30 protein-coding genes and 2 pseudogenes are annotated in these 26,575 nt (G+C 70.1%); 17 read left to right on the forward strand and 15 right to left on the reverse strand.

Annotated elements, in window-relative coordinates:
- Window positions 1–134: 134 nt before the first annotated feature.
- On the forward strand, window positions 135–461 hold the full coding sequence (gene fdxA / locus MWU75_RS02730; RefSeq protein WP_247088018.1) for a ferredoxin: 327 nt from the start codon (window positions 135–137) through the stop codon (window positions 459–461).
- Between the two features lie 100 nt (window positions 462–561).
- The gene (locus MWU75_RS02735) at window positions 562–1,848 is read left to right on the forward strand and encodes a citrate synthase (protein WP_247088020.1); all 1,287 of its coding nucleotides are present in this window, start codon (window positions 562–564) and stop codon (window positions 1,846–1,848) included.
- A 131-nt stretch (window positions 1,849–1,979) separates the two neighbouring features.
- On the opposite strand, the gene MWU75_RS02740 is transcribed toward MWU75_RS02735, so the two are convergent.
- Window positions 1,980–2,852, reverse strand: a complete 873-nt coding sequence (locus tag MWU75_RS02740; RefSeq protein WP_247088021.1) for a hypothetical protein — start codon at window positions 2,850–2,852, stop codon at window positions 1,980–1,982.
- Between the two features lie 104 nt (window positions 2,853–2,956).
- On the opposite strand from MWU75_RS02740, the gene dapE reads away from it, so the two are divergent.
- From dapE to MWU75_RS02765, 5 genes are all read left to right on the forward strand, one after another.
- A complete protein-coding gene (gene dapE, locus MWU75_RS02745) occupies window positions 2,957–4,033 on the forward strand; it encodes a succinyl-diaminopimelate desuccinylase (RefSeq protein WP_247088022.1) in 1,077 nt (358 codons plus the stop codon).
- Window positions 4,034–4,097: 64 nt separating this feature from the next.
- Entirely contained in the window at window positions 4,098–4,814 is a 717-nt protein-coding gene (locus MWU75_RS02750; protein ID WP_247088124.1) for a TIGR00730 family Rossman fold protein, read from the forward strand.
- Complete coding sequence (locus MWU75_RS20175) at window positions 4,811–5,203, forward strand: DivIVA domain-containing protein (RefSeq protein ID WP_247088023.1); 393 nt, start codon at window positions 4,811–4,813, stop codon at window positions 5,201–5,203. Before MWU75_RS02750 ends, MWU75_RS20175 begins: the two co-directional genes overlap by 4 nt.
- Window positions 5,190–5,624 (forward strand): SRPBCC family protein, encoded by a 435-nt coding sequence (locus tag MWU75_RS02760; protein ID WP_247088024.1) that lies wholly within the window; start codon window positions 5,190–5,192, stop codon window positions 5,622–5,624. The genes MWU75_RS20175 and MWU75_RS02760 overlap by 14 nt, the downstream gene beginning before the upstream one ends.
- A complete protein-coding gene (locus MWU75_RS02765) occupies window positions 5,621–6,820 on the forward strand; it encodes a hypothetical protein (RefSeq protein ID WP_247088025.1) in 1,200 nt (399 codons plus the stop codon). Before MWU75_RS02760 ends, MWU75_RS02765 begins: the two co-directional genes overlap by 4 nt.
- A 303-nt stretch (window positions 6,821–7,123) precedes the next feature.
- On the opposite strand, the gene MWU75_RS02770 is transcribed toward MWU75_RS02765, so the two are convergent.
- The gene (locus tag MWU75_RS02770; RefSeq protein ID WP_247088026.1) at window positions 7,124–7,927 is read right to left on the reverse strand and encodes an enoyl-CoA hydratase-related protein; all 804 of its coding nucleotides are present in this window, start codon (window positions 7,925–7,927) and stop codon (window positions 7,124–7,126) included.
- Window positions 7,924–8,751 (reverse strand): PaaX family transcriptional regulator C-terminal domain-containing protein, encoded by an 828-nt coding sequence (locus MWU75_RS02775; RefSeq protein WP_247088027.1) that lies wholly within the window; start codon window positions 8,749–8,751, stop codon window positions 7,924–7,926. The genes MWU75_RS02770 and MWU75_RS02775 overlap by 4 nt, the downstream gene beginning before the upstream one ends.
- Before the next feature lie 173 nt (window positions 8,752–8,924).
- Between MWU75_RS02775 and MWU75_RS02780 the strand changes: the two genes are divergently transcribed.
- Window positions 8,925–9,092: a DUF3117 domain-containing protein gene (locus MWU75_RS02780; protein WP_247088028.1), complete on the forward strand. Its 168-nt coding sequence runs from the start codon at window positions 8,925–8,927 to the stop codon at window positions 9,090–9,092.
- 6 nt (window positions 9,093–9,098) lie between these two features.
- Here MWU75_RS02780 and MWU75_RS02785 read toward each other — a convergent pair whose 3' ends face one another.
- Window positions 9,099–9,731, reverse strand: coding sequence for an O-methyltransferase (locus MWU75_RS02785; RefSeq protein ID WP_247088029.1), 633 nt, complete (start codon window positions 9,729–9,731; stop codon window positions 9,099–9,101).
- A gap of 117 nt (window positions 9,732–9,848) precedes the next feature.
- Between MWU75_RS02785 and sigE the strand changes: the two genes are divergently transcribed.
- The 3 genes from sigE to MWU75_RS02800 are packed head-to-tail and all read left to right on the forward strand — an operon-like array spanning window position 9,849 to window position 12,359.
- Window positions 9,849–10,427, forward strand: coding sequence for an RNA polymerase sigma factor SigE (gene sigE / locus MWU75_RS02790; protein WP_247088125.1), 579 nt, complete (start codon window positions 9,849–9,851; stop codon window positions 10,425–10,427).
- Between the two features lie 50 nt (window positions 10,428–10,477).
- A complete protein-coding gene (locus MWU75_RS02795) occupies window positions 10,478–11,935 on the forward strand; it encodes a trypsin-like peptidase domain-containing protein (protein ID WP_247088030.1) in 1,458 nt (485 codons plus the stop codon).
- A 4-nt stretch (window positions 11,936–11,939) separates the two neighbouring features.
- The gene (locus MWU75_RS02800; protein ID WP_247088031.1) at window positions 11,940–12,359 is read left to right on the forward strand and encodes a Sec-independent protein translocase TatB; all 420 of its coding nucleotides are present in this window, start codon (window positions 11,940–11,942) and stop codon (window positions 12,357–12,359) included.
- A gap of 26 nt (window positions 12,360–12,385) precedes the next feature.
- On the opposite strand, the gene MWU75_RS02805 is transcribed toward MWU75_RS02800, so the two are convergent.
- The 3 genes from MWU75_RS02805 to MWU75_RS02815 all read right to left on the reverse strand — a co-directional run bounded on the left by MWU75_RS02805 (window position 12,386) and on the right by MWU75_RS02815 (window position 15,601).
- Entirely contained in the window at window positions 12,386–13,519 is a 1,134-nt protein-coding gene (locus tag MWU75_RS02805) for an Mrp/NBP35 family ATP-binding protein (RefSeq protein WP_247088032.1), read from the reverse strand.
- Between the two features lie 92 nt (window positions 13,520–13,611).
- Entirely contained in the window at window positions 13,612–14,112 is a 501-nt protein-coding gene (locus MWU75_RS02810; protein WP_247088126.1) for a DUF1003 domain-containing protein, read from the reverse strand.
- Between the two features lie 130 nt (window positions 14,113–14,242).
- Complete coding sequence (locus tag MWU75_RS02815; RefSeq protein ID WP_247088033.1) at window positions 14,243–15,601, reverse strand: CBS domain-containing protein; 1,359 nt, start codon at window positions 15,599–15,601, stop codon at window positions 14,243–14,245.
- Between the two features lie 132 nt (window positions 15,602–15,733).
- On the opposite strand from MWU75_RS02815, the gene MWU75_RS19775 reads away from it, so the two are divergent.
- From MWU75_RS19775 to MWU75_RS02825, 3 genes and pseudogenes are all read left to right on the forward strand, one after another.
- Window positions 15,734–15,856 carry a hypothetical protein gene (locus MWU75_RS19775; RefSeq protein ID WP_281496650.1) on the forward strand — a complete coding sequence of 41 codons (123 nt, stop codon included), beginning with the start codon at window positions 15,734–15,736 and terminating at the stop codon, window positions 15,854–15,856.
- A gap of 79 nt (window positions 15,857–15,935) precedes the next feature.
- Window positions 15,936–16,478, forward strand: coding sequence for a general stress protein (locus tag MWU75_RS02820; protein WP_348647720.1), 543 nt, complete (start codon window positions 15,936–15,938; stop codon window positions 16,476–16,478).
- 14 nt (window positions 16,479–16,492) lie between these two features.
- Window positions 16,493–16,741, forward strand: a pseudogene (locus tag MWU75_RS02825) (LLM class flavin-dependent oxidoreductase); the annotation flags it as partial.
- A gap of 49 nt (window positions 16,742–16,790) precedes the next feature.
- On the opposite strand, the gene MWU75_RS02830 reads toward MWU75_RS02825, so the two are convergent.
- The 3 genes from MWU75_RS02830 to MWU75_RS02840 form a co-directional block, all read right to left on the reverse strand.
- A complete protein-coding gene (locus MWU75_RS02830) occupies window positions 16,791–17,441 on the reverse strand; it encodes a cation transporter (protein WP_247088034.1) in 651 nt (216 codons plus the stop codon).
- Window positions 17,438–17,797 (reverse strand): metalloregulator ArsR/SmtB family transcription factor, encoded by a 360-nt coding sequence (locus tag MWU75_RS02835; RefSeq protein WP_247088035.1) that lies wholly within the window; start codon window positions 17,795–17,797, stop codon window positions 17,438–17,440. Before MWU75_RS02835 ends, MWU75_RS02830 begins: the two co-directional genes overlap by 4 nt.
- A 141-nt stretch (window positions 17,798–17,938) precedes the next feature.
- Window positions 17,939–18,328 carry a heavy metal-responsive transcriptional regulator gene (locus MWU75_RS02840; RefSeq protein ID WP_006215441.1) on the reverse strand — a complete coding sequence of 130 codons (390 nt, stop codon included), beginning with the start codon at window positions 18,326–18,328 and terminating at the stop codon, window positions 17,939–17,941.
- A gap of 105 nt (window positions 18,329–18,433) precedes the next feature.
- Between MWU75_RS02840 and merA the strand changes: the two genes are divergently transcribed.
- On the forward strand, window positions 18,434–19,855 hold the full coding sequence (gene merA, locus MWU75_RS02845; protein WP_247088036.1) for a mercury(II) reductase: 1,422 nt from the start codon (window positions 18,434–18,436) through the stop codon (window positions 19,853–19,855).
- Window positions 19,852–20,207: pseudogene (locus tag MWU75_RS02850) on the forward strand (hypothetical protein). Before merA ends, MWU75_RS02850 begins: the two are co-directional and overlap by 4 nt.
- 18 nt (window positions 20,208–20,225) lie before the next feature.
- Here the strand turns inward: MWU75_RS02850 and MWU75_RS02855 are convergent.
- Window positions 20,226–21,098: a hypothetical protein gene (locus MWU75_RS02855; protein WP_247088038.1), complete on the reverse strand. Its 873-nt coding sequence runs from the start codon at window positions 21,096–21,098 to the stop codon at window positions 20,226–20,228.
- On the opposite strand from MWU75_RS02855, the gene MWU75_RS02860 reads away from it, so the two are divergent.
- Window positions 21,097–21,933: a hypothetical protein gene (locus tag MWU75_RS02860; RefSeq protein WP_040158803.1), complete on the forward strand. Its 837-nt coding sequence runs from the start codon at window positions 21,097–21,099 to the stop codon at window positions 21,931–21,933. The two genes, MWU75_RS02855 and MWU75_RS02860, sit on opposite strands and share 2 nt — an antisense overlap.
- Before the next feature lie 343 nt (window positions 21,934–22,276).
- On the opposite strand, the gene MWU75_RS02865 is transcribed toward MWU75_RS02860, so the two are convergent.
- From MWU75_RS02865 to MWU75_RS02880, 4 genes are all read right to left on the reverse strand, one after another.
- Window positions 22,277–24,469 (reverse strand): RNA helicase, encoded by a 2,193-nt coding sequence (locus tag MWU75_RS02865; RefSeq protein WP_247088039.1) that lies wholly within the window; start codon window positions 24,467–24,469, stop codon window positions 22,277–22,279.
- A gap of 26 nt (window positions 24,470–24,495) precedes the next feature.
- Entirely contained in the window at window positions 24,496–24,744 is a 249-nt protein-coding gene (locus MWU75_RS02870) for a helix-turn-helix domain-containing protein (RefSeq protein WP_040158807.1), read from the reverse strand.
- Window positions 24,744–24,956: a hypothetical protein gene (locus tag MWU75_RS02875; protein WP_040158809.1), complete on the reverse strand. Its 213-nt coding sequence runs from the start codon at window positions 24,954–24,956 to the stop codon at window positions 24,744–24,746. The genes MWU75_RS02870 and MWU75_RS02875 overlap by 1 nt, the downstream gene beginning before the upstream one ends.
- A 182-nt stretch (window positions 24,957–25,138) precedes the next feature.
- Window positions 25,139–26,575 carry a recombinase family protein gene (locus MWU75_RS02880; protein ID WP_247088040.1) on the reverse strand — a complete coding sequence of 479 codons (1,437 nt, stop codon included), beginning with the start codon at window positions 26,573–26,575 and terminating at the stop codon, window positions 25,139–25,141.

A 26,575-nucleotide genomic window follows, 5' to 3' on the forward strand; every position in this document is an offset into this window, starting at 1 on the left:
CGTCGTGATGCCTGCCACACAACCAGGGGCTGGCTACCTGGTCCACGGGACCCGACGGCATACTAGGAAGTGGTCTGTCTCGTGCTTCGGCCCGCGTCGGGCCGCCACACCACCATCAAGAGCAGGAGCCGTTCATGACCTACGTGATCGCACAGCCGTGCGTTGACCTCAAGGACAAGGCATGTATCGAGGAGTGCCCGGTCGACTGCATCTACGAGGGTGAACGTTCGCTCTACATCCACCCCGACGAGTGCGTCGACTGCGGTGCTTGCGAGCCGGTGTGCCCGGTCGAGGCCATCTACTACGAGGACGACGTCCCGGAGGAGTGGGCTGACTACTACAAGGCCAACGTCGAGTTCTTCGACGACCTGGGCAGCCCGGGCGGGGCCGCCAAGCTCGGCCTGATCCCCAAGGACCACCCGATCATCGCCGTGCTGCCCCCGCAGGAGCACGACGAGTAAGAACCCCCCGGATTCGGGCAGGTGCTGCAGTGGCTCTGCTCGGCCAACGACAAGCGGCGCGCCCGGCCCTAGGGCGCGCCGACCCCGAGCAGGAGGACCCATGACCGACACCGCCAAACTCACTCACCAGGGCTCAGACCTCGAGCTCCCCGTCGTCCCGGCGGTGGAAGGCAACAACGGCCTCGACATCTCCTCGCTGCTGAAGACGACCGGTGACGTGACGCTCGATGTGGGCTTCGTGAACACCGCCTCGTGCTCCTCGGAGATCACCTACATCGACGGCGGCGAAGGCATCCTGCGCTACCGCGGCTACCCCATCGAGCAGCTGGCCGAGAAGTCCAACTTCCTGGAGACCAGCTACCTGCTGATCTACGGCGAGCTGCCGACCGCCGCCCAGCTGGAGGAGTTCGACCAGCGGATCCGTCGTCATACTCTCCTCGTCGAGGACATGAAGGGGTTCTTCAACGGCTTCCCGCGCGACGCGCACCCGATGCCGGTGCTCTCCTCGGCCGTCTCCGCGCTGGGCACCTTCTACCAGGACAGCCTCGACCCGTTCGACCCCGAGGCCGTGGAGATCTCCACGATCCGCCTGATGGCCAAGCTGCCGACGATCGCGGCCTACGCCTTCCGCAAGAGCCAGGGGCAGCCGCTGCTCTACCCGGACAACGACTACAACCTGGTCGAGAACTTCCTGTGGATGACCTTCGGCCAGCCGACCGAGGAGTACCAGCTCGACCCGGTCGTCGCCAAGGCCCTGGACCTGCTGTTCATCCTGCACGCCGACCACGAGCAGAACTGCTCGACGTCGACGGTGCGCCTGGTGGGCTCCTCCGAGGCCAACCTGTTCTCCTCCATCTCCGCCGGCATCCACGCACTGTCGGGCCCGCTGCACGGTGGCGCCAACTCGGCCGTGCTGACCATGCTCGAGGAGATCAGGGACAGCGGCGGCGACGTCAAGGACTTCGTCCGCAAGGTGAAGAACAAGGAGGAGGGCGTCAAGCTGATGGGCTTCGGCCACCGGGTCTACAAGAACTACGACCCCCGCGCCGCGCTCGTCAAGAAGAGCGCCCACGAGATCTTCTCCAAGGTCGGCGGCGGCAACCCGCTGCTGGACCTGGCCATGGAGCTGGAGCAGACGGCGCTGGAGGACGAGTACTTCGTGGAGCGCAAGCTCTACCCGAACGTCGACTTCTACACCGGCCTGATCTACGAGTCGATGGGCTTCCCGTCGAACATGTTCACCGTGCTCTTCTCGATCGGTCGCCTCCCGGGCTGGATCGCCCAGTGGCGCGAGATGATCAACGACCCCGCCACCAAGATCGGCCGCCCGCGGCAGTTGTATGTCGGCAGCCCGGCCCGCGACTACGTCCCGGCGGACGCTCGCTGAGCGCAGTCCCTGCCGCTGAGTCCCTGCCGCAGGCCCCCGTTCCGGCTCGCCGGGGCGGGGGTCTGTGCGTGCGGCGGCGCACTGCGTGGTCGGCCTGTGGGAGCGCATCACCGCGCCCGGTCGGTCTCGTCTCAGCCGGAGGCGACGGTGACGGTCACCGTGGTGCCGTCGGCGGGGGCGCCGGTGGTCTGCCAGGTCAGCGGGTCGTCGTGGCGGTTCCACACGCGGTCCGCCACCTCGACCCGGACGATGTGCTCGGCCTCCGCGTGCGCGACCGCCCAGCTGGCGATGGCCCAGGCGGTGGCGGCGTCGGAGGCCTGGAACGTCACGGTGTCGCCGTCCACCTGGCCGTCGCCGGAGAAGGTCCGCCGCGCCTTGTCCAGCACGTCCTGCGCCGAGCCCGCGGACTCGGCGGCGTCCAGGCGGCACGCGACGCCGGCGGGGCTCTGCCCGACGAGGGCCGAGGCCATCACCCGGGCCTCGCCCTCGTGATCTGCGTAGGCGTCGGGGAAGGCGCTGCGCTGCACCTCCTGGGCGATCGTGGTGACCTCCCAGTCCTCCCAGCCCGGGATCGCGACCAGGGCGTCGAAGAAGGCGTTCGAGGCGAAGACCGGATCGTTGACCTCCTCCGGGCTGCCCCAGCCCTGGCTGGGGCGTTGCTGGAAGAGCCCGAGGGAGTCGCGGTCGCCGTAGGTCAGGTTGCGCAGCTTGGACTCCTGGATCGCCGTGGCCAGTGCGATCGTGGAGGCCTTGGGCGGCAGGTCGCGCCCGACCGCGACCATGCTGATCGTCGCGGCGTTGGCCGCCTGCTCCGGTGTCAGCCGCTCGGACGCGCTGCCGGCGGTGAACTCGCAGGTCGGGGTCCGGAACTCCTCCACGACCCACCGAGCCCCGACCACGCCGACGAGCACGGCCACCGACGTGGCCGCCGCCAGGGTCATCCAGCCGCGCCGCCGTGGCTGACGCGCCTCGGCGGCCGGGTCATCCTGGCCGGCCGGGGTCATGGTGGGGAGTCTACCTACGGCCGACCCCCAGAACCGTGTCGCGACGGCCGTGGTGCGACCGGCGACGCCGCTCCTGCCGACCCCGCCCGGATAGGGTCAGAAGTATGTCGTCGGTGCCCCGGTTGGACCTGGGTCAGGATGTGGTTGCCCTGACCGAGAGCCTGTGCAACATCCCCTCCGTCAGCCTGGCGGAGGGGCCGCTCGCGGACGCCCTCGAGGCCGCGCTGCGCGCCCTGCCACACCTGAGCGTGACGCGCGACGGCGACGCCGTCGTGGCGCGCACCGAGCTGGGGCGAGCCGAGCGGGTGGTGCTCGCCGGGCACCTCGACACGGTGCCGCTCACCGACCCTCCCAACCTCCCGGTGCGGCGCGAGGGCGGCTACCTGGTGGGCCGCGGCACGACCGACATGAAGGGCGGCGTGGCCGTGCAGCTGTGCCTCGCGGCCACGCTGCCGCAGCCGAACCGGGACATCACGTTCGTCTTCTACGACGCCGAGGAGATCAGCGACGAGCACAACGGACTGGCGCGGCTGGCCCGACAGCACCCCGAGCTGCTCGCCGCGGACTTCGCGGTGCTGCTGGAGCCGACCGACGATGCCGTGGAGGGCGGCTGCAACGGCAACGTCACGGCGCTCGTGCACACCCGTGGGAGGGCCGCGCACTCGGCACGACCCTGGATGGGCCACAACGCGATCCATGACCTCGCCGATGTCCTGGCGCGCATCGAGCGCGGTCAGCTGCCCGACGCGGAGGTGGACGGGCTGGTCTACCGGCAGTCGCTGAACGCGGTCGGGATCAGTGGGGGCATCGCGCACAACGTGATCCCCGACCACGCCGTCGTCACCGTCAACCTGCGGTTCGCGCCGCGGTGGGACGCCGACCGGGCGGTGTCCTACCTGGTCGACGACGTGTTCGCCGGGCTGGAGGTGGAGATCATCGACCGCTCCGCCGGGGCCCGTCCGGGTCTGCAGCGACCGGCCGCCGCGGACTTCGTCCGTGCGCTGGGACTCCCGGTCCGGGCCAAGCAGGGGTGGACGGACGTCGCGCGCTTCTCGGCGCTGGGGGTCCCAGCGGTCAACTTCGGCCCAGGGGAGAGCCAGTTCGCCCACGCGGACGACGAACGCTGCCAGATCGCACAGATCGTCGCGGCGCAGGAGGCCCTGACCGGGTGGCTCGCATGAGCGGGTCGCGGCGGGTTCGCCCCGCGAGCGCCCCACGGTTTAGGTTCGGGGGGTGAGCCAGCCGATGGAATACCGCAAGGGCCCCGTGACCCTGCGGGGACGCAAGGTGCCGACCAGCACGACGGACCAGCGACTGCTGGACTCCAGCGGGCCGGCCGACTGGGTGCACACCGACCCGTGGCGGGTGCTGCGCATCCAGTCGGAGTTCGTCGAGGGCTTCGGGACGCTCTCAGAGCTGGGTCCGGCGGTCAGCGTGTTCGGGTCCGCCCGGCTGCTGCCCGGGCACCCGGTCTACGAACTGTCCGTGGCGGTCGGCGCGGCCCTGGTGGAGGCCGGGTACGCCGTGATCACCGGCGGCGGGCCCGGCACCATGGAGGGTGCGAACCTCGGGGCCGTGCGGGAGGGCGGCACGTCCGTGGGTCTGGGGATCGAGCTCCCCTTCGAGACCGGGCTGAACGCCCACGTCAACCTGGGCATCAACTTCCGCTACTTCTTCGCCCGCAAGACGATGTTCGTCAAGTACGCCCAGGGGTTCATCGTGCTTCCGGGCGGTTACGGCACCCTGGACGAGCTCTTCGAGGCGGTGACCCTCGTGCAGACCGGCAAGGTCACCAACTTCCCGATCGTGCTGATGGGCACCGACTTCTGGACGCCGTTGCTGCAGTGGCTGCGCTCCACCCTCGTGGCCGAGGGGACCATCGCCGAGGCGGACCTCGACCTGCTGCACCTGACCGACGACCCCGCGGAGGCGGTGCGGATCGTCCGCGAGGCGCGCACGTGATCCTCATCCTGGTCATCGCAGGCGTCCTGGCGCTCGGCCTGGCGGCGGCCGCCATCGTGCTGCGCAGCGGCGTGCCCGGTGTTGCCGACCCCGTGACGACGGAGGCCTTCGAGCCACTCCCGCGGGGCATCGTGCGCCCGGCGCAGGTGACCGAGCTGCGCTTCGACCAGGCCATCAGGGGCTACCGGATGGCCCAGGTCGATGAGGTGCTGGACCAGCTCACCGAGGAGCTGCGCGACCGCGACGCCGAGGTGGCCCGGCTGCGGGCCGAGCTCGCCGCGACGCCGGTGGACTTCACCGGCCGCGAGGGACAGAGCGACGACCCGCACGACGTGCACGAGGCGGGGGAGGCCCCCCAGGCAGGGGAGAGCGATCGTGGGGACCTTTGAGATCGTGCGCACCTGGGATGCCGACCCGGACCGCACCTTTGACGTCCTGGGTGACCTCCCGGCATACGGGCAGTTCCAACCGCTGACCCGGATCCGGGCGACCCCGGGACCGATCGCCCCGGGCTGGTCGTTCGTGGCCTACACCGGGCTCGGGCCGGCCTCGGTCGTCGACCGCATGGTGGTGACCGCGTGGGCGCCCGGGGAGCACTTCGAGATCGTCAAGATCGGTCCGGTGCTGGACGGCTGGGCAAGGGTGCACCTGACGCCCGAGGGCGAGGGCACGCGGATCGTCTGGCGCGAGGAGATCGTCCCCCGGCCGGGGTGGCTCGGGCGCCGGGTCGGGCCGGTCAGTGACCCGCTGATGCGGTGGTTCACCGGGCGGTCGCTGGACCGGATGGGCGAACGGGTCAGCGCCCGGTGACCCGCTCGACCGGCCGGTTTCTGCTGATCCTGCTGGGGCTGTACACGCTGTTCCGCCTGTTCACCACCGGCGTGCTGCTGTGGATCGTGGCCCAGCACCAGGACCCGGTGATCTTCAGCGGCGAGGTGCCGCGCTACTTCGACCTGGCCACGCTCTGGGACGGTGCGTGGTACGAGCGGATCGCGACCACCGGCTACCCCTCCGAGCTGCCGGTCGACGACCAGGGTCAGGTCCGGCAGAACGAGTGGGCGTTCTATCCGATCTTTCCGTTCCTGGCCAGGGGCCTGATGGCCGTGACCGGCCTGCCGTTCGCCGTGGCGGCACCGGTCGTCGCCACGGCCCTGGGGTATGCCGCAGCCGTGGTGATGGGCCTGATGCTCCGCGAGCGCGTGGGGTCGGCCGCAGCCCTGGCCGGGGTGGCGCTGTTCGCCGCCTTCCCAGCCTCCCCGACGCTCCAGGTCGCCTACACGGAGTCCCTGGCCGCACTGTTGCTGTGCGTGGTGCTGTGGCTGCTCATGCGGCAGAAGTGGTTGGCCGCTGGTGCGGTGGCCCTGCTGACCGGCCTGGCGCGACCGATCGCGCTCCCACTGGGGCTGGTGGCGCTCGTCGCCGTCATCCTGCGCTGGCGTCGCCGGGAGGCCGAGCCGATCAGCGGCGGGGAGTATGCCGGGATGGCGGCGGCCCTCGCGGGGTGCGGGATCTCCGGTCTGATCTGGCCGGCGATCGTCTGGGCGCAGACGGGTGTGCCGAACGGGTACACCGTCACGATGTCGGCCTGGCGCGGTGGCGAGCAGGTGACCCCGTTCACGCCGACCCTGGAGATGGTGCAGTGGCTCTTCGGTGACCTGCGCGGCCTGCTCCTGCTGGCCGGCTTCTTCGTGCTGCTGGCCGTGATGATGCTGGGGCCGTGGGCGCGCGGGCTCGGCCCGGTGCTGCAGACCTGGACCCTGGGGTACCCCTTCTATCTCGCGGCGGCCCTAGACCCGTGGACGAGCATCTACCGCTACCTCATCCTGCTCTTCCCCGCGTTCGTCGTGATGGTCGGCGGCGGCTGGCCACCCGACGACCCGCGGTCCCGACCGACCTGGCTGCTGGTGCTGCGGACCGTCGTGATCGCCCTGCTGTTCCTGGGCTGGCAGGTGTGGTGGTCCTGGGAGCTGTTCCGCTTCGAACCACCCCGCGACAACCCGCCCTAAACCCAAAAAATATAGTGGATTTGTACGCCCTCCACGCATTTTTGGGGAGGTTTTGCACGGTCTCCGACCTGCACGCTGTTTTGGGGACGAACCAGGACGTCGTGGGGCCAGTGTCGGACCCGGTGCTCCTGTGGTACCCCCTGCGACTGGGGGCCACCCGCGGCCGTAGGCACTCGTCATACTGAGGACGAAACCACAGCCGGGCTTGTACAAAGCCACTACAAGAATGGCGTGGGAGCGTACAAAACCTCCCCAAAAAGGCGTGTGGGCCCTGCAAAACCACTACAAAAATGTGTGGGGACGTTACTGGCCGGCGAAGGTGGGCTTCTCCTTGGCGAGGAAGGCGGCGACCGCGGTCGCGTGGTCGGCCGTGGCGCCGGTGCTGTTCATCAGCTCGGCCTCGTGGGCCAGCGACTCGCTCAGGGAGTGGCCGGCGGAGTAGGCCACCGCGCGGCGCACCGCGCCGTAGGCCTTGGTCGGGCCGGCCGCCAGGGCCTGCGCGACCTTACGGACGTGTGCCTCGAACTCCTCGTCGGCGACGACCTCGCTGGCCAGGCCGAGCTCGAGCGACTCCGCCGAGCTCAGGGTGCGGGGGCGCAGGAGCAGCTCCTTGGCGCGGGCAGTGCCCACCAGCCGCGGCAGGTGGTAGGACGCACCGGAGTCGCAGGACAGCGCGATGCCGGTGAAGGCCATGTTGAAGCCCGCCGAGGCGGCCAGGATGCGCAGGTCGGCCGCGAAGGCGAACGACGCGCCGGCGCCGGCGGCGACACCGTTGACGGCCGCGACGACAGGCTTGTCCATCGTCGCCAGCAGCTCGACGATCGGGTTGTAGTGCTCCACCACCGTGCTGGCGAGCGAGGCGCCCTCCTCCTGCATGAGCCGGATGTGCTCCTTGAGGTCCTGGCCCACGCAGAAGGCGCGCCCGGTCCCGGTCAGGACGACGCAGCGCACGGACTCGTCGTCGGCGACCTCACGCAGCGTCGCCAGCAAGGCCTCCTTGGTCGCGATGTCCAGGGCGTTCATCGCCTCCGGACGGCTGAGTCGCACGACGGCCACCCCGCCGTCCCGCTCGAGGGTGACAGGGCTCGTGGTCGTGGGGTCGGTCATCGCTGGCTGTCCTCTGCGCTCGGGGTCTCGGGTGCGGGGGCCCCGGCCGCGACCAGGGCGTCGGTGACGAAGATACGGGCTGGGGGGAGCAGTTGGTCAGCCACCTCCAGGAACAGGTCGCGAGCGGACTGTCCCGGCCACCCCGGGGGCAGCACCTCGACCGGCAGCGCGGGGTCGACGAAGAGGAACTTGCGCCAGCGGTGCAGCAGAGCCGCCCGGACCGGGTAGGCGTCCTCCGGAGCGAGCGACCCGCGGACCCGGTCGCGCAGGGCTGCGGTGTCCTCGGCGAAGCCTCGGTAGCTTGCCGCCAGCTCGGCGAGATCCCACGTGCGGGCCACGACCTGGGGTGCGTCGTCGAGGTCGGTCGTGGTGAACGCCGAGTAGCCGATCCTGTGGCTCTCCAGTGAGGAGGCGAGCTCCGGGGCGGGCCGGGCGGCCAACCAGGTCTGCGGTGCGATACGGCCGTAGCCCAGGTAGCCCAGGGTGGCGGTGACCCGGTCACGCTGCCCCCGGTCCGCGGGCCGCGCGGTGACCACGACCTGCCACCGCCCGTCCCACTCGGCCGTCGTGGGTCGGTAGATCCGGGCCCACGCCTCACCGAGACGTTCCCGCCCGGCCGGCGTGGCGGCATACCCCCGGACCGCGTTGCGCGAGACCGGCTCCAGCCAACCCTGGGAGGTGATGCGCGAGACCGCGGTGCGGGTGGCCGGGGCGGCGATGCCGCACGCCTGGAGGAGGGTGATCACGCCCGAGATCGGGGCCCAGTAGCCACGCGGCGCAAGGTGGTCCCCGTAGAGGTCGAAGACGGCGGAGCGGGCACGCATCCTCCCAGTCTGCCGCACCCGCGCGCCGGGCCGGGCCGACGGTTACCGACCCACCGTCCAAACCCAGATTTCGGGGGAGGGTGCTGGCAGGGGATAATAGGGATCCACGCACTGACCGTCGCGACGTCGCGGCAGGGAACCAGCGGCCCTGGCCGCACAGGAGGAGATCAGACATGGCAGCCATGAAGCCCCGCACCGGCGACGGCCCGCTCGAGGTCACCAAGGAGGGCCGGGGGATCGTCCTGCGGATGCCGCTGGAAGGTGGCGGCCGGCTGGTCGTGGAGATGAACGCCGACGAGGCCAACGCCCTGGGCGAGGCCATCAAGGGTTGCCTGGGCTGAGGTCGCTCAGCGCTTGACGGCGGCGAACAGCCCGTCACCCACGGGCAGGAGGACCGGCAGCAGCCGGTCGTCCTCCCGCAGGGTCTTGCCCAGGTCGCGCAGGACCGTCGTGTGCTCGTCCCGGACCGCAGGGTCGGCCACCCGGTCGTGCCACAGCATGTTGTCTAGGGCGAGCACCCCACCGCTGCGGAGCACGCGGATCCCGTGCTCGGCATACAGCGGATAGTTGCCCTTGTCGGCGTCGATGAACACCATGTCGTAGGTCGCGTCGTTCAGCCGGGGGAGCACCTGCGCGGCGTCGCCGGCGATCACCCGGGTGCGCTGCGGCTGGATGCCCGCCTCGGCGTAGGCCTTCTTGGCCAGCCGCTGGTGCTCGGCCTCGACGTCGATCGTGGTGAGAACGCCGTCCCGGGCCATGCCCTCGAGCAGCCACAGCCCGGAGGTGCCGGCACCCGTGCCGATCTCGACCACGGTCCTGGCCGCCAGGGCCGCGGCCAGGAGGCGCAGGGCGCTCCCCACGGCCGGGTGGACGGGCACGGCGCCGAGGGTCTCGCCCTCGGCCCCCGCACGCTCGATCAGCTCGCTCGGCGCGATGAAGCCCTCGGCGTAGGCCCAGGTCGCCAGTTTCTGGGTGCTCATGGGCCCACCCTAGTGCGCCCCGGACGCTCAGGAATCTCCCAGCCGGCTCTGTCACTGTGGGGTGAGGTGACAGCGCTGCAGGGGCGCGGCCGCTCCCGCACAGCGACGGAGGAGACGATGGACGCACCGGAGCAGGACTGGCAGGTCCCCTCGTGGGACGAGATCGTCCGCGAGCACTCCGCCCGCGTCTACCGGCTGGCCTACCGTCTCACCGGCAACCAGCACGACGCGGAGGACCTTACCCACGACGTGTTCATCCGCGTCTTCCGATCCCTGCACACCTACCGCCCCGGCACGTTCGAGGGCTGGCTGCACCGGATCACCACCAACCTCTTCCTGGACCGCGTGCGCCGCAAGCAGCGGATCCGGTTCGACGCCCTGAGCGAGGAGGCCGCCGCGCGCCTCCCCAGCCGGTTGCGCTCGCCCGAGGATGAGTATGACGCCACTCACCTCGACGACGACGTCCAGCGAGCGCTGGCCGCGCTCTCCCCGCAGTTCCGTGCCGCGGTCGTGCTCAGCGACATCGAGGGCTACTCCTACGAGGAGGTCGCCCAGACCCTGGGCATCAAGCTCGGGACGGTGCGCTCGCGGATCCACCGGGGTCGGGCGCAGCTGCGCGAGGCCCTAGCGCACCGTGCGCCTCAGCCGCGCCGCGTGCCCGTCACGCACAGCCAGCCGATGCCCATCCTGGGCTGAGGGCACCCGCGTGTTCGGTGGCGGCCCGGTGATCAGGCAGAATCGGGTGCATGGCTGACGAGCGGGACCGGACGGGCGAGGACGCCGCAGCATCCGGCGTGTCGCCCGATGAGTCGACGCCGGCCCCCCAGGACACGTGGACCTTCGGGCGCCCCGACGCGCAGCTGACCGGACGGGACCCCGAGGCGCAGCGGGGTCCGGAACTGCCACCGGAGGCCCGGATCGACCAGACCTCGGGCATCCCGGTGGACTCCACGGCGGCCTTCCCGGTCCACAGCGCCTACGCGCCCCCCACGGGGGCCAGCCACAGCTCCTACCCGCCGCCGCTCGCGGAGGCCGGCCACCCGACATACTCCACGGTCCGGGCGGCAGGCCCGGCGGCCACCGGCGCCACCGCGCTCCCGCGCCCGGCCCGGCGGGGACGCCGGGGATCGGCCGGTCTGCTCGCGGGGGCGCTCGCGCTGGGCCTCCTCGGTGGCGGGGCGGCCGGGTTCCTCGGGGCGCAGGTGGCGGCCGAGAACCAGGAGCCGCTGCCCACGATCCTCGAGGCGGTGCCCGTCGGGACGACCCCGCCCACCCAGGTGACCGCCATCGCGCAGCACGCGCTGCCCAGCGTCGTGTTCATCTCCGTCGGGTCCGCGTCGGCCGACGGGGTGGGGTCCGGCTTCGTGGTGCGCGAGAACGGCTACATCGTCACCAACAGCCATGTCATCGAGGCGGCGACAGACGGTGGCTCCATCTCCGTCCAGTTCTCCGACGGCCAGGAGTTCGAGGCCGAGGTCGTGGGGGCCGATCTGGAGTATGACGTGGCGGTGATCAAGGTGGACCGGACCGGGCTGCAGCCACTGCAGTTCGGTGACTCCGACCAGCTGCAGGTCGGCGCCTCCGTGGTGGCCGTCGGCGCGCCGCTGGGCCTGGACAACACGGTGACCTCGGGCATCGTCTCGGCCCTGAACCGTCCGGTGATCGCCGGCGGTGGCGGTGGCGGGCAACCGTCCTACATCAACGCCATCCAGACCGACGCCGCGATCAACCCGGGCAACTCCGGTGGGCCCCTGCTGGACCTCAACGGTGACGTCGTGGGCGTCAACTCCGCGATCGCCCAGATCCCCGGTGAGCTGGGCGGGCAGGCGGGCAGCATCGGCCTCGGCTTCGCGATCCCGGCCCGCCAGGCGGAGCACACCGCGACCCAGCTGATCGAGACCGGCACCAGCAACCACCCGATCATCGGTGTCCTGCTCGACATGAGGCACACCGGCGAAGGGGCCAAGGTGCTGGAGGAGGCGCCCGACGGCAGCGACCCGGTCGTCGACGGCGGCCCCGCGGACCAGGCCGGCGTGCAGCCGGGCGACCTGATCCTCGCGGTGGACGGTCAGCGGATCGACCACGGCAGCCACCTGATCATCGTGCTGCGCAGCCACGCGATCGGCGACGAGGTCGAGCTGCTGCTGGAGGCACCGGACGGCAGCGAGCGCACGGTCACCATGACGCTGCAGGGCTCGGAGTAGGCCGGTGATCCCCAACGGCACGGAGTTTGTGCTCCTGATCGTGCTGGCGCTCATCATCCTGGGACCGGACAAACTGCCTGAGTATGCCGCCAAGCTGGCTCAGTTCGTGCGCTCGGCCCGGGACATGGCCGAGGGTGCCAAGAGCCAGATCAGGGAGGAGATGGGCCCCGGCTTCGAGGACGTGGACTGGAAGGCCCTGGACCCCCGGCAGTACGACCCCCGACGGATCGTCCGGGAGGCGCTGGCCACGCCGGCGGGCGGGGTCGCCGCCGCTGGCGCGATGGCGGAGGCCACCCGCGAGACGGCGGCCGGTCGGGCCGCGAACGAGGCGGCGATCGCCGGTGGCGGGCCGGGCGGGTCACCCCGGAGGGGCCAGGCGTTCGACCCGGCGCGACCGACCCCCTGGGACGTCGACGCGACCTGATCAGGGACGTGCGCCGGTGCCTGAGGTCAGCGGCCGGTGGGCGTGATGCCGAGCTTGCGCCCCGCCAGGCCGCGGCCGCGGTGGGCCAGCTGGCGGGCGATGCCGCGCAGGGCGGTCGCTGCGGGGGAGTCCGGGGTGCCCAGCACCGACGGCAGCCCGACGTCGCTGCCCTCGCGCAACGTGGTGTCGAGCGGGATCTGCCCCAGGAGGGGGACCTCGGCGCCGATCGAGCGAGACAGGCTGTCGGCCACGGCCTGGCCACCGCCCGATCCGAAGATCTCCTGACGGGAGCCGTCCGGCAGCTCGAGCCAGGACATGTTCTCGATGACCCCGACCAGCCGCTGATGGGTCTGCAGCGCGATCGACCCGGCGCGCTCGGCCACCTCGGCCGCGGCCTGCTGCGGCGTGGTCACCACGAGCAGCTCGGAGTTCGGGAGCAGCTGGGCGATGCTGATGGCGATGTCGCCGGTGCCCGGCGGGAGGTCCATGAGCAGGACGTCGATGTCGCCCCAGAACACGTCGGCGAGGAACTGCTGCACCGCCCGGTGCAGCATCGGGCCGCGCCACACCACCGGCTGGTTGCCGGGCACGAACATGCCGATGGAGATGACCTTCACCTCGTGCGCGATGGGCGGCAGGATCATGTCGTCGACCTGCGTGGGCTGGTGCTCGACCCCCAGCATCCGCGGCACCGAGAAGCCGTAGATGTCCGCGTCGACCACGCCGACCCGCAGCCCCTCGGCGGCCATCGCGGCCGCCAGGTTGACGGTGACCGAGGACTTGCCGACGCCGCCCTTGCCGGAGGCCACGGCATACACCCGGGTCAGGGTGTCGGGGCGGGCGAAGGGGATCTCCTTCTCGGGTGCTCCGCCGCGCAGCTGGGACCGCAGGGCGCCGCGCTGCTCGTCGCTCATCACCCCGAGCTGGACCCGCACGTCGGTCACGCCCTCCACGGACTGGACGGCGCTGGTGACGTTCTTGGTGATGGTGTCCTTCATCGGGCACCCGGGCACGGTCAGCAGGATCGTCGTGCTGACGCGTCCGGTGTCGTCGATGTCGACTGCCTCGACCATCCCCAGCTCGGTGATCGGCTTGCGGATCTCGGGATCATCGACCGTCGCGAGTGCGGCGTGGACGGAGTCGAGAGTGGGGGCAGACATGCTTCCCATGGTAAGCCGGGTGCCGCGGGGGACCTCGCCGGGTGGCGCCGCGGGCGTCGGGGGCGCGGTCGGGGCGATCCCTGACCGGTGGACTACCCCTCGGACGAGCCGGCCCGCCCGGGGTCGGTGCGGGGAGACTCCGCGGACTCGTCCCCGTCCTCGCGGCCGACCCCCTCCACGCGCAGTCCCCGCTCCTCCATCTCGTCCAGCAGGCTGCGCAGCTCGCTGCGGACGAAGTCGCGCGTCGCGGCGTCGCGCATCGCGATGCGCAGTGCCACGACCTCGCGGGTCAGGAACTCGGTGTCGGCCAGGTTGCGCTCGTCCCGCGTCCGGTCCTGCTCGATGACAACCTTGTCCCGGTCCGTCTGACGGTTCTGTGCCAGCAGGATCAGCGGTGCGGCGTAGGAGGCCTGGAGGCTGAGCATCAGCGTCAGGAAGATGAAGGCGTACGGGTCGAAGCGCAGGTGGTCAGGGGCCAGGAAGTTCCACGCGATCCAGATGATGACGAACACGGTCATGTAGCCCAGGAACCGGGCGGTGCCCATGAACCGGGCGAACCCCTCGGCGAAGCGACCGAAGGCGTCGGGGTCCATCTGGGCCCGGGGGACGAGACGCCGACGGGCTGCCAGGGGTTGGTCGAGCCGGTCCAGTCGGCTCTCGACCTCACGGTCGACCGCGCGGCCGGCGAGCCGGTCACGCCGGGGCGGGGTGCTGGCGTTGGGCTCAGACACGAGCGGCTCCCTCGTCGTTGCTTCGCGTCCCGGTGGCCTCGACCCCGTCGCCGGACGGCGCGTCCTCGAGGTCGTCGCGCCGCTCCTCGCGCCAGTCCTCGGGCAGGATGTGGTCCAGGACGTCGTCGACGGTGACCGCCCCGAGCAGACGCCCCTCGTCGTCGGTCACCGGGACCGCGACCATGTTGTAGTTCGCCATCAGCCGGGTCACCGTCTCCAGGGACGCCGTGGCTGACACCGGCTCGAAGTCCCGGTCCAGGACGCTGCCGAGCGACTGGTGCGGCGGCTCCCGGAGCAGGCGCTGGATGTGGACGATGCCGATGAGCCTCCCGGTCGGGGTCTCCAGCGGCGGCCGGCAGACATAGACCAGGGACGCGACGGCGGGGGAGAGCTCCTGCCTGCGGACAGTGGCCAGCGCCTCGGCGATGCTGGCCTCGGGCCCGAGTATGACGGGCTCCGGGGTCATCATGCCGCCGGCGGTGTCCTCGTCGTAGGTCAGCAGCCGGCGGATGGGGGCGGCCTCGTCCGGCTCCATCATCTCGAGGAGCTCCTCGATGGTGTCCGAGGGCAGCTCGGAGAGCAGGTCGGTGGCGTCGTCGGGCTCCATCACCTCCAGGACGTCGGCGGCCCGTTCGGTCGGCAGGCTGGTCAGGATCTCCACCCGGTCGTCGTCCGGGAGCTCCTCGAGGACGTCCGCCAGCAGTTCGTCGTTCATCGCGCTGGTGACCTCGCCCCGCCGCTTGGGGGTCAGGTCGTGGATCGCGTCGGCGATGTCGGCGGGCTTGAGATCCTCGAGGCTGTCGAGCAGCGCGTGCGCCCCCTGCTCCGTCGCGGACACGAGCAGGCCCTCGACATCCTCGATCGGGACCAGGACCGTCTCGCCCTTGGGTCGGCGCAGCTGCAGCCCGGAGCGGGAGCGCCTGGGAGCGCCACGCCGGGCAAAGACCTTGGTCACGAACCAGTCCCGGCTGGGCTGCTGCTCCAGGGCGATGTCCTCCACGACCGCCGGCTCCGGACCGGACTCGCGGTCGACGCGGATCCGCACCGGCCGGTCGAACAGCTCGGCCACGACGCTGGTCTCGCCGGGCCGCTGCTCGAACCGGCGCATGTTGACCAGCCCCGTCGTGATCACCTGACCGGCGTCGATGGTGGTGACCCGCGTGGTCGGCAGGAAGACGCGTCGACGGCCGGGGACCTCGACGACGAGCCCGATGGCCCGCGGTCCGCGACCACGGGCGCGGGTCGACCTCGCGAGCACGACGTCCCGCACCCGGCCGACTTCATCACCCAGCGGGTCGAAGACGCTGAGCCCGACCAGCCGGGCCACGAAGACGCGGGGGTTGCTGCTCACCCGGGAAGGATACCCGCGACGCCCGCCCGTGTGAGCGACCTCACCACCGCCCTGGGAATCCTCTGGAAGGTGTCGTCGTTGTCATTAGTACATCATTCAACTATGCATTTCTTCAGGAGTGAGCAACCCTTGATGGGTTTCCAGACCGGCGTGACCTACGACTACGCAACCCTGCGGGCCTTCCGGCCCGTCCGCCCCTCCGACGTCGCCCGCCGCGCGGTGAAGCCGCGCCGGCGCTTCTTCGGGGCTCGCTGACCCGCTCCGTGTCCCACGAGTTCGCGGCACGGGGTCGGTCGCGCACCACTCCGGCCGCGAACAGTGTCAGGATGGACCAGTGACCAGCATTCCCAGCAGCGGCCGGGGCCGCATCAGCGGCCTGACACTGGAGTACCCGATGTCCCTGGGCGTCTTCGAGAAGTACGAGGACGCCCAGAAGGCCGTCGACTTCCTCTCCGACCGTGAGTTCCCGGTCGAGAACTGCATGATCGTCGGCACCGACCTCCGGCAGGTGGAGCGTGTCACCGGGCGACTGACCGTCGGTCGCGTCGCGCTCGCCGGCCTCGTCACCGGCATCTGGATGGGCCTGTTCGTCGGCCTCATCTTCGCGTTGTTCGCCCAGAGTGGTGACGCGTTCATGACCGTCCTCTGGGCGATGCTCTTCGGTGGGGTCTTCGGCCTGGTGTGGGCCCTGCTCGGCCACGCCCTGACCCGTGGCCAGCGCGACTTCACCTCGGTCTCCCAGGTGGTCGCCACCCGCTACGAGGTGCTGACCGAGCACAAGTTCGCCCAACGGGCCCGCGACCTGCTCGTCGAGCTGCCGAACGGCCCGGGCGCCACCGCGTGGGGCAAGCAGCCACCGCCCCCCACCGAGCCGTAGGCCCGACCAGCACCGTGAAGAAGATCGGTTTCCTGTCCTTCGGACACTGGACCGACTCACCGCACTCACAGGTGCGGTCCGCCTCGGATGCGCTGCTCCAGTCGATCGAGCTCGCGGTCGCGGCCGAGGAGCTCGGTGCCGACGGGGCATACTTCCGGGTCCACCACTTCGCCCAACAGCTGGCCTCGCCGTTCCCCCTCCTCGCCGCCATCGGTGCCCGCACGAGCCGCATCGAGATCGGCACCGGGGTGATCGACATGCGCTAGCACATGTCTGGGTTGCAGCACTGGCTCTTCATCGTCGGGTGACGGGTCAGTCGTCCTCGTCTTCGAGGTCCTCTAGCACTTCGAACGGCGACTCGACGTCGCCGCGCCAGGCCTCCAGACCCTCGCGCACCGCGAGCACCGCCACGACCAGCGCCGCGACCGAGTCAGCCCACCACCAGCCGAACAGGCTGTTGAGGACGAGGCCGATGAACACTGCACCGGAGAGGTAGATGCACAGGATGAGCTGCTTGGCGTCGGCCATCACGCTCTTGGAGCCCAGCTCCCGCCCGGTGCGGACCTCGATCCACGCCAGCAGAGGCATGACGACCAGGCTCAGCGCGGTGATGCCGAGGCCCAGCGGGCTGTGGTCGGGGCCCTCCTGGCCGACCAGGGCCAGCACCGCGTCGATCGAGACGTAGGCCGCCAGCGCGAAGAACGCGATGCCGATGGCCTTGACGGTGACCGTCTCCCACCGCTCAGGGTCCTTGCGGGTGAACTGCCAGGCGATGGCCGCGGCCGAGAGTACCTCGACGACCGAGTCGAGCCCGAAGCCGATGAGCGCCGCGGACGAGGCGAGGACGCCCGCCCAGACTGCGACGATCGCCTCGATCACGTTGTACGTGATCGTGAAGCCGACGATGAAGCGGACGCGCCGGTGCAGCGTCGCGCGGCGCGCGGTGGTCAGGGTCTCGCTCATCCTCCCACAGCCGTTCCACAGCAGCCCGGCACCGAGCATGCCGGGTCGATGCACGGCGCGTCCTCGTCCACCGCGAGCGCGACGTCGATCAGGGACGTCAGCGCCGCGGCGAGGTGCGGGTCGGCGATCTCGTAGCGCGTCTGGCGGCCCTCGGGCTCGGTGACGACGATCCCGCAATCGCGCAGGCAGGTCAGGTGGTTGGACACGTTCGAGCGGGTCAACTCCAGCTCGCGCGAGAGCACGGCCGGGTAGCTCGGGCCGCCGAGGAGGGTCATCAGGATCCGGGAACGCGTCGGGTCGGCCATGGCACGGCCGAGCCGGTTCATGACGTCGAGGTGTGAAGCAATAGTCAGCATACGATGACTATACAGTGCTAGCTGACTAATCGTCCACTTGTGCGGGCTGCCGCACGCGCTCCGCGCCCTTGCCCTCGGGAGGCGTGGTCACCGCTTAGCGCATATCGGGGTTGTAGCGTTGGAGTCATTGGCTACCGTCGTCTACAAGTACCTACACACTTGATCGGTGCTGCACGTTTCAGGGTCCGGGTGCGCGGCGTCCTGTCTGAGGTCCGCGATAGTGTCGCGCAGCACGGAGAGCTGCGCGATCTGCTGCTCGATCTCAGCGAGGCGCACGTCAAGCAGGTCGCGCACGTGCTCGCAGGGCGCATGGCCGCCGTCGCGGATGTCGAGGATCTGGCGGATCTGGGCGAGGGTGAGGCCCGCGGCCTGGCCGCGGTGGACGAAGTCGATCCGGGCGACCGTCTCGGGTGCGTAGTCGCGATAGCCGGACTGCGTGCGCTCGGCCGGCGGAAGCAGCCCCTGCCCCTCGTAGAAGCGGAGCGTCTTCGCCGTGGTGCCCGCGCGTTCGGCGAGTTCTCCGATGCGCATCGCGGCCTCCGATCGTTCGGCAGGAGCAGGCTTGACCTTCCCCTGCACTGGAAGGTCCAGTATGGCTGAGACAGAGCAGAAAGCCAAGGACTGACAGGAGCAGCGATGCCTACCAAGTACGACCTCGCCATCATCGGATCCGGAGGCGGAGCATTCGCCGCCGCCATCCGTGCGACCACGCTCGGCAAGTCGGTGGTGATGATCGAGCGCGGGACGCTCGGCGGCACCTGCGTGAACACCGGCTGCGTGCCGTCGAAGGCCCTCATCGCCGCTGCCGACACCCGTCACGTCGCCGCCGACGCTTCAGGCCGGTTCCCGGGGATCGCGGCGACGGCTGAGACAGTGGACATGCCTGCGCTGATCGCCGGGAAGCAGGCGCTGGTCGAGTCGCTGCGCGGCGAGAAGTACGCCGACGTCGCCGACTCCTACGGCTGGCAGGTCCGCCGCGGCGATGCATCGTTCGCCGGCGGCCCAGACGCCCCGGTACTGGAGATCATCGCCGGCGACGGGACGGTCGAGACCATCGAGGCCGACCACTTCCTGGTCGCGACTGGTTCTCGCCCGTGGGCTCCGCCGATCGACGGCCTGGAGAAGACCGGGTACCTGACCTCGACCACGGCAATGGAACTCGCTGAGGTTCCTGAGTCGTTGCTGGTGCTCGGCGGGGGCTACGTCGCCCTGGAGCAGGCGCAGCTGTTCGCTCGCCTCGGCTCGCAGGTCACGCTGCTGGTGCGGTCCCGGCTCGCCTCGAAGGAGGAGCCGGAGGTGTCCAAGGCGCTTCAGGAGGCGTTCGCCGACGAAGGCATCCGCGTCGTCCGCCGCGTGGTGCCCACCCGGGTCTCCCGCGGCACGGGAGGCGAGGCCGTCGTGACCGCCGACGTGTCCGGCGACTCGCAGGAGTTCCGCGCCGAGCAGGTGCTCGTCGCCCTCGGACGCCGTCCCGTCACCGATGGCCTGAACCTCGATGCGGTCGGGGTGAAGACCGGGGACTCCGGCGAGGTGGTCGTCTCCGACCGGCTGCGGTCCTCGAACCCGCGGATCTGGGCCGCGGGCGACGTGACCGGGCACCCCGAGTTCGTCTACGTCGCCGCCCACCACGGCACCCTCGTCGCCGAGAACGCGTTCGCCGACGCCGATCGTGCCGTCGACTATTCCCGCCTGCCGCGGGTGACGTTCACCGGGCCCGCGATCGGAGCGGTCGGGATGACCGAGAAGGAAGTGCTTGCTGCGGGGATCCGCTGCGATTGCCGCGTCCTGCCGCTGCACCACGTGCCCCGCGCGCTGGTCAACCGCGACACCCGCGGGTTCATCAAGATCGTCGTGAACGCCGACACGAACGAGATCCTCGGCCTGACCGCCGTCGCCAAGGACGCCGGAGAGCTCGCCGCCGCCGGTGTCCACGTGCTCGGCAAGACCGTCGCCGAGATCGCCGACGCCTGGGCTCCCTACCTGACGATGGCCGAGGGCATCCGGATCGCCGCGAAGGCCTTCACCACCGACCCGTCGCTGCTGTCGTGCTGCGCATGACCGGCAGCGCAGGCAATCGGGGAGATCTCATCCTGAAGAGGTGCAGACGAAGAGCGCCGATCAGGACCGCGACGAACGGCGCGCCGGTCCCGTCGTCGCTGCAGGGACCGGACTGCTCTTGCTGGCATGCTGCGCGCTTCCGTTGCTGCTCTGTTGCGGCCTGCCGCTCATCGCGGCGGGCGGAGCACTCGCGGGCGTCGGTGGGCTCCTCGGTAACCCCTGGATCATCGGTGCCGGGATCGCCGTCGTGATGGCCGTCACGGCGGGGATGCTCGTCAGGTTAGGGCGGCGGCACCGAGGCCGCAGGACCGGCTGCTGCGAAAATCCTTCGACCGCTGATCGGAACCGGTAGCTCGAGCGGATCCAGCCATCATCGCCACCTCGGCCACTTCGGCACCCCGCGACCCTTCCACGTCTCCACGAGACCGGCGGCCGAGCGGACGGACGCGAAGAGCCCGTAGCCGGCCCCGGCGAGACCCACGGAGACCACGAGCCAGCGCCCGATGCCGAGCCAGATGCGCCCGTCCACGTCGAGCGCCCACTGAGCGCCCGTGATGAGACCGGCGATGCCCATCCAGAGCCCGGCGACGACCACGACCACCGGCAGCAGGGCGAGGCACATCGCAGCGGCGGCCGACCAGAGCTGACGCGCTTCGAGCTTCGCCGTCGCCGCCATCATCCGCTCGGCGCGCTCGTTCGAGGCGTCGAGGTTCGCGGTCATCGTGGCCGAGGCCTCCCCGGCGACCTGCTCGACGGCCTTCTCGACCCGCTCCTCAGTACGCTTCTCGATCCGCTGCACCGCGCCGCCGACCTGGCTCACGAGCTTCTGGTTCGCCGCGGCCTGCACCTTGAGCCCGTCAATCGCCGAGGCCGTAGCCGCGCGATTCTTCTGCGCCTCCGCGACCAAGCTCTGCGACGCGGCGCTCAAACGCTTCCCGTCGAGACTCTGCGCGAACTCGCCGAGCGTGCTCTCGATCTCGCTCAGCCTGCTCTCGACGCTCGCGATCTGCGGCGACGTGCTGGCGGACGGCTGCGAGATCGACGCCCGGTCGATCCGCTTCGTCAGCTCCTCGTCCATGATCTTCTGATGCCCGGTGAGGTCCCTCACGGCCTTCGTCAGCGTCGTGAGCTGCTGCTCGACGGCGGCGTGCTTCGAGACCAACGTCTCCAGCATCTCCGTAGTCCGCTGCTGCTCGATCTTCTCCGTCGCCCTCGCCGTGGCCATCGCGGTGATGCTGTCCATGTCCCTGCTCCTCCTGCGCGCGGATGCGCTGCTCGATCTCGTTCGTGTACTCGTCCAGCACCTGGCCGAACGCCTCTGGGTGCTGCTGCTCGAAGAACTGGCCGAAGTCCGACTGTTCGACCTGCTCGCGGACCGTGGCGAGGTGCTGCGCGGCCTCAGCGGCCCGTTCGCGGGCCTGGTCAACCTTCTTGGCGAACTCCTCGCTGCTCAGGTGCTCCTTCGAGCGCTTGGTGACCTTGAACTCGACGTCGTACCCGGCATCGGCCAGCGCTTGGCGGTGCGCCTTGTGCTGGCGCTGGAGATCGCCGGGACCCTTGAAAAAGTCCTTCTGGCTCAGCCTCCCGTCCTCCGTCACCGGGGTGAACAGGAGCTGGAGTTGAGGATTCGTCTCATCCATATGCACGGAGTAGCCCGGAAGGTTCTGCTGCCCGAACTCCTGGGCGGCCCAGTCGAGCTGCGTGCCGATGTACTGCTCTGCTTCGGCGTTCAGACCGTCCTCGCGCCAGTCCGGGTTGTGCTCGGCGAACCACTTCGGATCGAGCTGCAAGACGAGGGGGCGCATCGCCACCGCGTCGGCCTTGATCTTCTTCTCGACCGTCGCCAGGCGCGCGTCCAGATAGTCCGTCAGCTCTGCCGACGGCGGCCGGTCGTTGCCCTTCTCGTCCTGCGTCACGACCGGGGCACGCCAACCTCCGTTGCCGTCGTTGACCATCGTGATGTTCATCGACGTGCGCGCCGGATCGATGTTCGGGTTCCGCTGAGCGAAGGAGAACCCCGCGGCCTGATCCGCATCGCGGGCGATGTGGCGAACGAAGTTCGTCGCGTGAGCGCCTGACGCCTTGACCTTGTGGCTCGCGTCAGAAGTTGCCGTGTAGCTCATCGCGCACCTCCCGATGATCCGACGCCCGCCGCTGCGCGACGTGCCCCGGAGCCTCCGGCGGCACTCCCGTGGGGCCTTCCGTTCCGGAGGTCATCGCCCCTCCACATCTGGGACCCTGCGCCCTGATGTGGAGCCTCTGCGACAACCTCCGGAACGGAAGGTGTAGCCCCATACACCTTTCCGCTGCGCTCCAAGGTTCCCGGGGCCCTCCGGGGGCCGCAGCGCGGGCATGCAGCCCAATCCTCCAGCGCTCCACCGGAGCCCTGACGAATCGGCTGCGGCTGGCCGTCGAAGGTACTCATCGTGCACCTCCCACGACCAGCAGGCCGCCGTTCGCGCGGAGCCGCGCGACCTTCCGCTCAAGCTCGGCCTGACGGTGGGCCTCCGCCGCCGCTTCGCGCTCGGCCTCGCGCTGGCGCATCTCCGCCATCGCCGCCTCGGCATCCGTGCGGATCGGGCAGGACTCGGTGTGGTCCAGGGCGTAGCCCTGCCACTCGTCGCAGATGCAGCGATCGCGGGGGCTCGGCTCACTCGGTGCAACTGCGACCTCGACGGAACTCTGCGGGATTGGCTGCCCGACCCCGGCGAACTCCGCGAACAGATCGTCCGCGTCAATCGCGTCCAGCTCAGGGCATGCGATCCGGTCGTGCTGCTCCACGATCGGCGCGACCGTGCGCGCCTCGATCGCACCGCGAACGCGCTCCCGCTCGGCGGTGTCCTTGATCGCCTTGCACTTGCGTGCCAGCAGCTCCAGGTCCTGGCGCATGTGCTCGTACCGCTCGTAGCTCTGGTACTCGCGGGTGCCGTTGAGCACGCCGGAGTTCACGAAGATCGAGAACTCACGCTCGGCCACCGGGATGATCACCGGGAAGCGGCGGAACCCCTGCCCGAGGTTCTCCGCATGGTGCTTGACCCGAACTCCGCCCTGCATCGACTCGTACTCGCCCGCCAAGCCCCGGAGGAACTCCTCGTAACCCTCAGGCCCCGTCACAATGTTCACCCGGTTGAGCAGCTGCGTCTTGGACCCCTTGATGTTCACGACCGGCTTCTCGTCCGGCTCGCGCCACGGGCCGAGAATGCGGAAGAGCATTCCCCGGCTCTTCGCCGTGCGGATCATGTCGCCGACGCGCATGTCCTCCCAGATCACGACCGGCTCGCCGTCGTATCCCTCCCACGAGACGTTCTCGCCGCCGACCTTGAAGTACGGCTTGTCCGCGTCCGGGGCCAGGGCGCGAGCGAGCGCCTTCGCGAGCAGGTCCTTGCCCGTGCCGCCCTCGCCGAACACGTAGAAGTTCATGACCGACTCCGGCGCGTCCTGGTGCGAGAGGAAGTCGCCGCGCAGCTTCTGAAAATGCGCCAGGTTGCCCTTCGCAAAGTAGATCGCAGGCTCCTGATCACGGACCTGCTTTAGCGTCAGCGAACCCTTGCCCACGGCCTGGAAGAGCTTGCTCAGCTTCGCGCTGCCGCCGCCCTCCGCGGCGGTGCGGCGCATCGCCATGTGCGCGTCCAGCTCCCGGCCGAAATCGAAGTTCGCGACGATCCGCCCGCGCCCGTACTGGTACTTGCCGGGCTTGCCCTCCTGCGTCTTGTCCACGAGGTAGTGCCGATCCGACTGGTGGATGCCGGGGGTTGCGTCCCTCCCGCGCGATTCGTGCGGCAGGTACTCGGCGAGGTCGAAAAACGCCTTCTCCGCAGCGCCTCGGCCCTTGTGCTCGGTGCCGTCCTGCTCCGCGGTCTCCTTCGGCGGCTTCACCCGCGCCGAAGGGATCGAGAAGGCATCGGAGACCGTGCGGATCGTGGGGCGCGGACCGTCCGCATCGGCGACCCACAGCACCATGTGCGCGTGCAGGCCCTTGATTCCGCAGCACACCGTCTCGCCGGTGCCCTCGTCCACCTCGACCAGGCGGTCGTACGGGTGCCACACGTAGGCCCAGCGGTGGAGGCGATCGCCCAGCGCCGCGAGGCCCTCGTCGATCTGCTCCTGCGTGAGCATGACCTCGCCGGTCTCCGGGTGCTCCCGGTACTGCATCACCGAGAACACGCGCGACTGCATCCGTGCGCGCTTCACCTGCTCCGAGCTTTCCGCAGCCTTCGCCCGGGCGAAAAAATCCTTCGCCTCGGCGACCTGCGCGGGCGTGGATTCGACCACGAACGCCTCAACCTCATCACCGGGATCGGCCCCCGGCACGTCCATCTCGGCGAAGTCCACGGGTGTAGCCGAAGTAGGCGCCTGTGCAGCCGTTTCTGAAACGGATGCGCGGCCACCCAAGGAAGGCCGCGCATGAATTGCGGCGGTAGATCCCAGGTCAGAGCTGAGATCGGCGGTCGTGTCGGAGCCAGCGGAATCGCTCTGTGCAGCCGTATAGCCGTTTTCTTCGAGAAGGTCCTCGACGGCGAGAACCGGGTTCGCGACATTCGGATCGACGACGGGCAGCCCGCCTTCGGCGGGTGCCAGGCCAGGCCCTCCGGGCGGGGTCAGGTCGGTGGACACGAGGGCGCTTGTGCGTTCGGCGGCGTTCATCGGGCACCGCCCTTGCGGTAGCGCTTGATGACGGCCTGGTGCGTGACGCCGAGGGCGTCGCCGATCTTGGCCCAGGTCACACCGTCGGCGCGGGCATCGGCGACGGCGATCTCGACGGCCTCCTCCAGCACGGAGCGGAGCACACCGAGGTCGTAGAGGTGCGCCTCGCTGTCGGCGAGGGCGGGATCGCCCAGACGCCAGCGGAAGCCGTTCACGTAGTCGAAAGCGGTGGAGTTGGCGCTCATCAGCGATCACCGCCCATCACAGCGGCGACCGCGGCGCGCTGGCGCGGGGTCAGCGGCGTGCGGGCCAGGCGCTCACCAGCTCGGCGACCGGCGGCGAGGGCGGCAGCGATGACGGGATCGAGCCCATCAGCCTGCGGAACGGGGTTCAGGTCCTGGTCGAGCCCAGGACGGTCCAGCGCAGATGCGCGGGGAGCGTCGATAACGACAGACATCGGAAGTCCTCAAACATGAGTGTGCTTCCGGTTCCCCGCCACGTTCGTTGGGCTGTTTGACCGGCTACTCATCCGGGAGCAGAACCCCGCGCTTCTAAGTCGCGGCCCCGGTGGGATCTTCTTGTCTGCAACTATTCTCCCACGACTCGACTCACCGGTCCACTGACGAGTCGACTCGCGTGTCAGTCGCGACGAGGCTCTATTCGAATGAGGTCGGGGTCGAACTTCACGTGACCCGGCGCGATGGGCTCGATTGTCACCGTCACCAGCTCGTCCACGAGCATCCGGCGACGGTCCACGTCCAACTCCTTCCACTTCGACTCGACCACCTCGCGGCGCTCCGCGGTGCCGACCAGCTCGTCCACGTCCGCGAGCAGCTTCGCCGCCACCGACACCGATCGGTCGAGCAGCTCCGCGTCGATCTCGTCGATGCGAGCCTTCACGTCGTTGATCGCCGCGGTGATCTCCAGTACGGGCTGGTGGATGTCGCGCAGCAGCGGGCTCAGCTCCTTGACGCGCTCGACCAGGGCGTTCCGCTCGCTCAGCAGCTCTTCGCGGTCCGGCCCAGCATCTTCCTGCGGCATCACGAGGTCGTGCACGTCCACCGAGGACAGTCGGATGAGCACCGCCTCGGTGACCATCGCATCGACGGGCTCGCGCTGGCGGGTGAGGTGGAACTGCTCACCGCAGCGGTACGTCGGCTGCTTGCGGCTGTTCGTCCCCGAGACGAGCGTCGCGCCGCACTTCCCGCACAGCCCGATCGTGGACAGGAGGTACTTCGGTTGGTTGCCCTGCCTCGCCGACCTCCGCACGTTGTCCTCCAGCTTCGCCACCGCAGCCCGCCATGTCTGTTCGCTGACGATGGGCGGGAACCCCGCGCCCTGCACCGGGTACAGCTCGCCCGAGGCGTAGTGCTTGATGTAGCCAGCGTAGAGCGGGTTCGCCAGCAGGTACCGCACGGCATCGACGGAGAACTCCGCCCCGCGCGCGGTCAGATGACCGGCGTTGTTCAGGTCCTCGCGGATGCGCCGGATCGACAGCGACGGCTCGCCGAGGAACGCGTCGAAGGCCCGCCGAATCGCGTCGGCCTCCTCCTCGATCAGCTCGCCCTCCCTTGTCCAGCCGAACGCCTTCCAGGTGGACGCCGGTATGCCCTCGGCGCGGCGGCGCTCGTTCGACCTGATCTGACGCTCGGCCTTGCGACGCGCCTCGAACCGCGCGAGAGCGGCGAGCATCGTCGCCCGGAACTCGCCGTCCGCCGTCGAGAGGTCGATCTCGCCGTCCACGGTGACGACCCGCAGACCGAGGTCGATCAGCGTGTTCAAGTCCTTCGTGCTGCGCAGCAACCGGTCCATGTCCACCGCGACGACCATCGAGAACCGACCCGCCCGGGCGTCATCCAGCATCTCGGCCCACCGGGTGCCAGCGCGGCGCTTCTTCGTCGCCGACACCGCGTTGTCCTCGTAGACCTCGACGACGTTCCAGTCCTTGGCCTCGGCCAGCGCCCTGATCTTCCTCAGCTGCGTATCGACCGTCCAGCGGTCGCCCTTGCGGTCCATGGAGGCGCGGACGTACGCGGCCACCTCGTTCGTCTTCCTCAGCGCTACCAGTTCGACCAT

It is taken from the genome of Ornithinimicrobium sp. F0845, assembly GCF_023015765.1.
In the GTDB taxonomy this organism is placed as follows: Bacteria; Actinomycetota; Actinomycetes; order Actinomycetales; family Dermatophilaceae; genus Ornithinicoccus.

What these genes read in the sequence shown, in the direction of transcription:
- fdxA (WP_247088018.1), top strand. Translation starts at nt 135, where the DNA reads ATGACCTACGTGATCGCACAGCCGTGCGTTGACCTCAAGGACAAGGCA.
- MWU75_RS02735 (WP_247088020.1), top strand. Translation starts at nt 562, where the DNA reads ATGACCGACACCGCCAAACTCACTCACCAGGGCTCAGACCTCGAGCTC.
- MWU75_RS02740 (WP_247088021.1), bottom strand. Translation starts at nt 2,852, where the DNA reads ATGACCCCGGCCGGCCAGGATGACCCGGCCGCCGAGGCGCGTCAGCCA.
- dapE (WP_247088022.1), top strand. Translation starts at nt 2,957, where the DNA reads ATGTCGTCGGTGCCCCGGTTGGACCTGGGTCAGGATGTGGTTGCCCTG.
- MWU75_RS02750 (WP_247088124.1), top strand. Translation starts at nt 4,098, where the DNA reads ATGGAATACCGCAAGGGCCCCGTGACCCTGCGGGGACGCAAGGTGCCG.
- MWU75_RS02770 (WP_247088026.1), bottom strand. Translation starts at nt 7,927, where the DNA reads ATGACCGACCCCACGACCACGAGCCCTGTCACCCTCGAGCGGGACGGC.
- MWU75_RS02775 (WP_247088027.1), bottom strand. Translation starts at nt 8,751, where the DNA reads ATGCGTGCCCGCTCCGCCGTCTTCGACCTCTACGGGGACCACCTTGCG.
- MWU75_RS02780 (WP_247088028.1), top strand. Translation starts at nt 8,925, where the DNA reads ATGGCAGCCATGAAGCCCCGCACCGGCGACGGCCCGCTCGAGGTCACC.
- MWU75_RS02785 (WP_247088029.1), bottom strand. Translation starts at nt 9,731, where the DNA reads ATGAGCACCCAGAAACTGGCGACCTGGGCCTACGCCGAGGGCTTCATC.
- sigE (WP_247088125.1), top strand. Translation starts at nt 9,849, where the DNA reads ATGGACGCACCGGAGCAGGACTGGCAGGTCCCCTCGTGGGACGAGATC.
- MWU75_RS02795 (WP_247088030.1), top strand. Translation starts at nt 10,478, where the DNA reads ATGGCTGACGAGCGGGACCGGACGGGCGAGGACGCCGCAGCATCCGGC.
- MWU75_RS02805 (WP_247088032.1), bottom strand. Translation starts at nt 13,519, where the DNA reads ATGTCTGCCCCCACTCTCGACTCCGTCCACGCCGCACTCGCGACGGTC.
- MWU75_RS02810 (WP_247088126.1), bottom strand. Translation starts at nt 14,112, where the DNA reads ATGGACCCCGACGCCTTCGGTCGCTTCGCCGAGGGGTTCGCCCGGTTC.
- MWU75_RS19775 (WP_281496650.1), top strand. Translation starts at nt 15,734, where the DNA reads ATGGGTTTCCAGACCGGCGTGACCTACGACTACGCAACCCTGCGGGCC.
- MWU75_RS02830 (WP_247088034.1), bottom strand. Translation starts at nt 17,441, where the DNA reads ATGAGCGAGACCCTGACCACCGCGCGCCGCGCGACGCTGCACCGGCGC.
- MWU75_RS02835 (WP_247088035.1), bottom strand. Translation starts at nt 17,797, where the DNA reads ATGCTGACTATTGCTTCACACCTCGACGTCATGAACCGGCTCGGCCGT.
- MWU75_RS02840 (WP_006215441.1), bottom strand. Translation starts at nt 18,328, where the DNA reads ATGCGCATCGGAGAACTCGCCGAACGCGCGGGCACCACGGCGAAGACG.
- merA (WP_247088036.1), top strand. Translation starts at nt 18,434, where the DNA reads ATGCCTACCAAGTACGACCTCGCCATCATCGGATCCGGAGGCGGAGCA.
- MWU75_RS02860 (WP_040158803.1), top strand. Translation starts at nt 21,097, where the DNA reads ATGTCCCTGCTCCTCCTGCGCGCGGATGCGCTGCTCGATCTCGTTCGT.
- MWU75_RS02855 (WP_247088038.1), bottom strand. Translation starts at nt 21,098, where the DNA reads ATGGACAGCATCACCGCGATGGCCACGGCGAGGGCGACGGAGAAGATC.
- MWU75_RS02870 (WP_040158807.1), bottom strand. Translation starts at nt 24,744, where the DNA reads ATGAGCGCCAACTCCACCGCTTTCGACTACGTGAACGGCTTCCGCTGG.
- MWU75_RS02875 (WP_040158809.1), bottom strand. Translation starts at nt 24,956, where the DNA reads ATGTCTGTCGTTATCGACGCTCCCCGCGCATCTGCGCTGGACCGTCCT.
- MWU75_RS02880 (WP_247088040.1), bottom strand. Translation starts at nt 26,575, where the DNA reads ATGGTCGAACTGGTAGCGCTGAGGAAGACGAACGAGGTGGCCGCGTAC.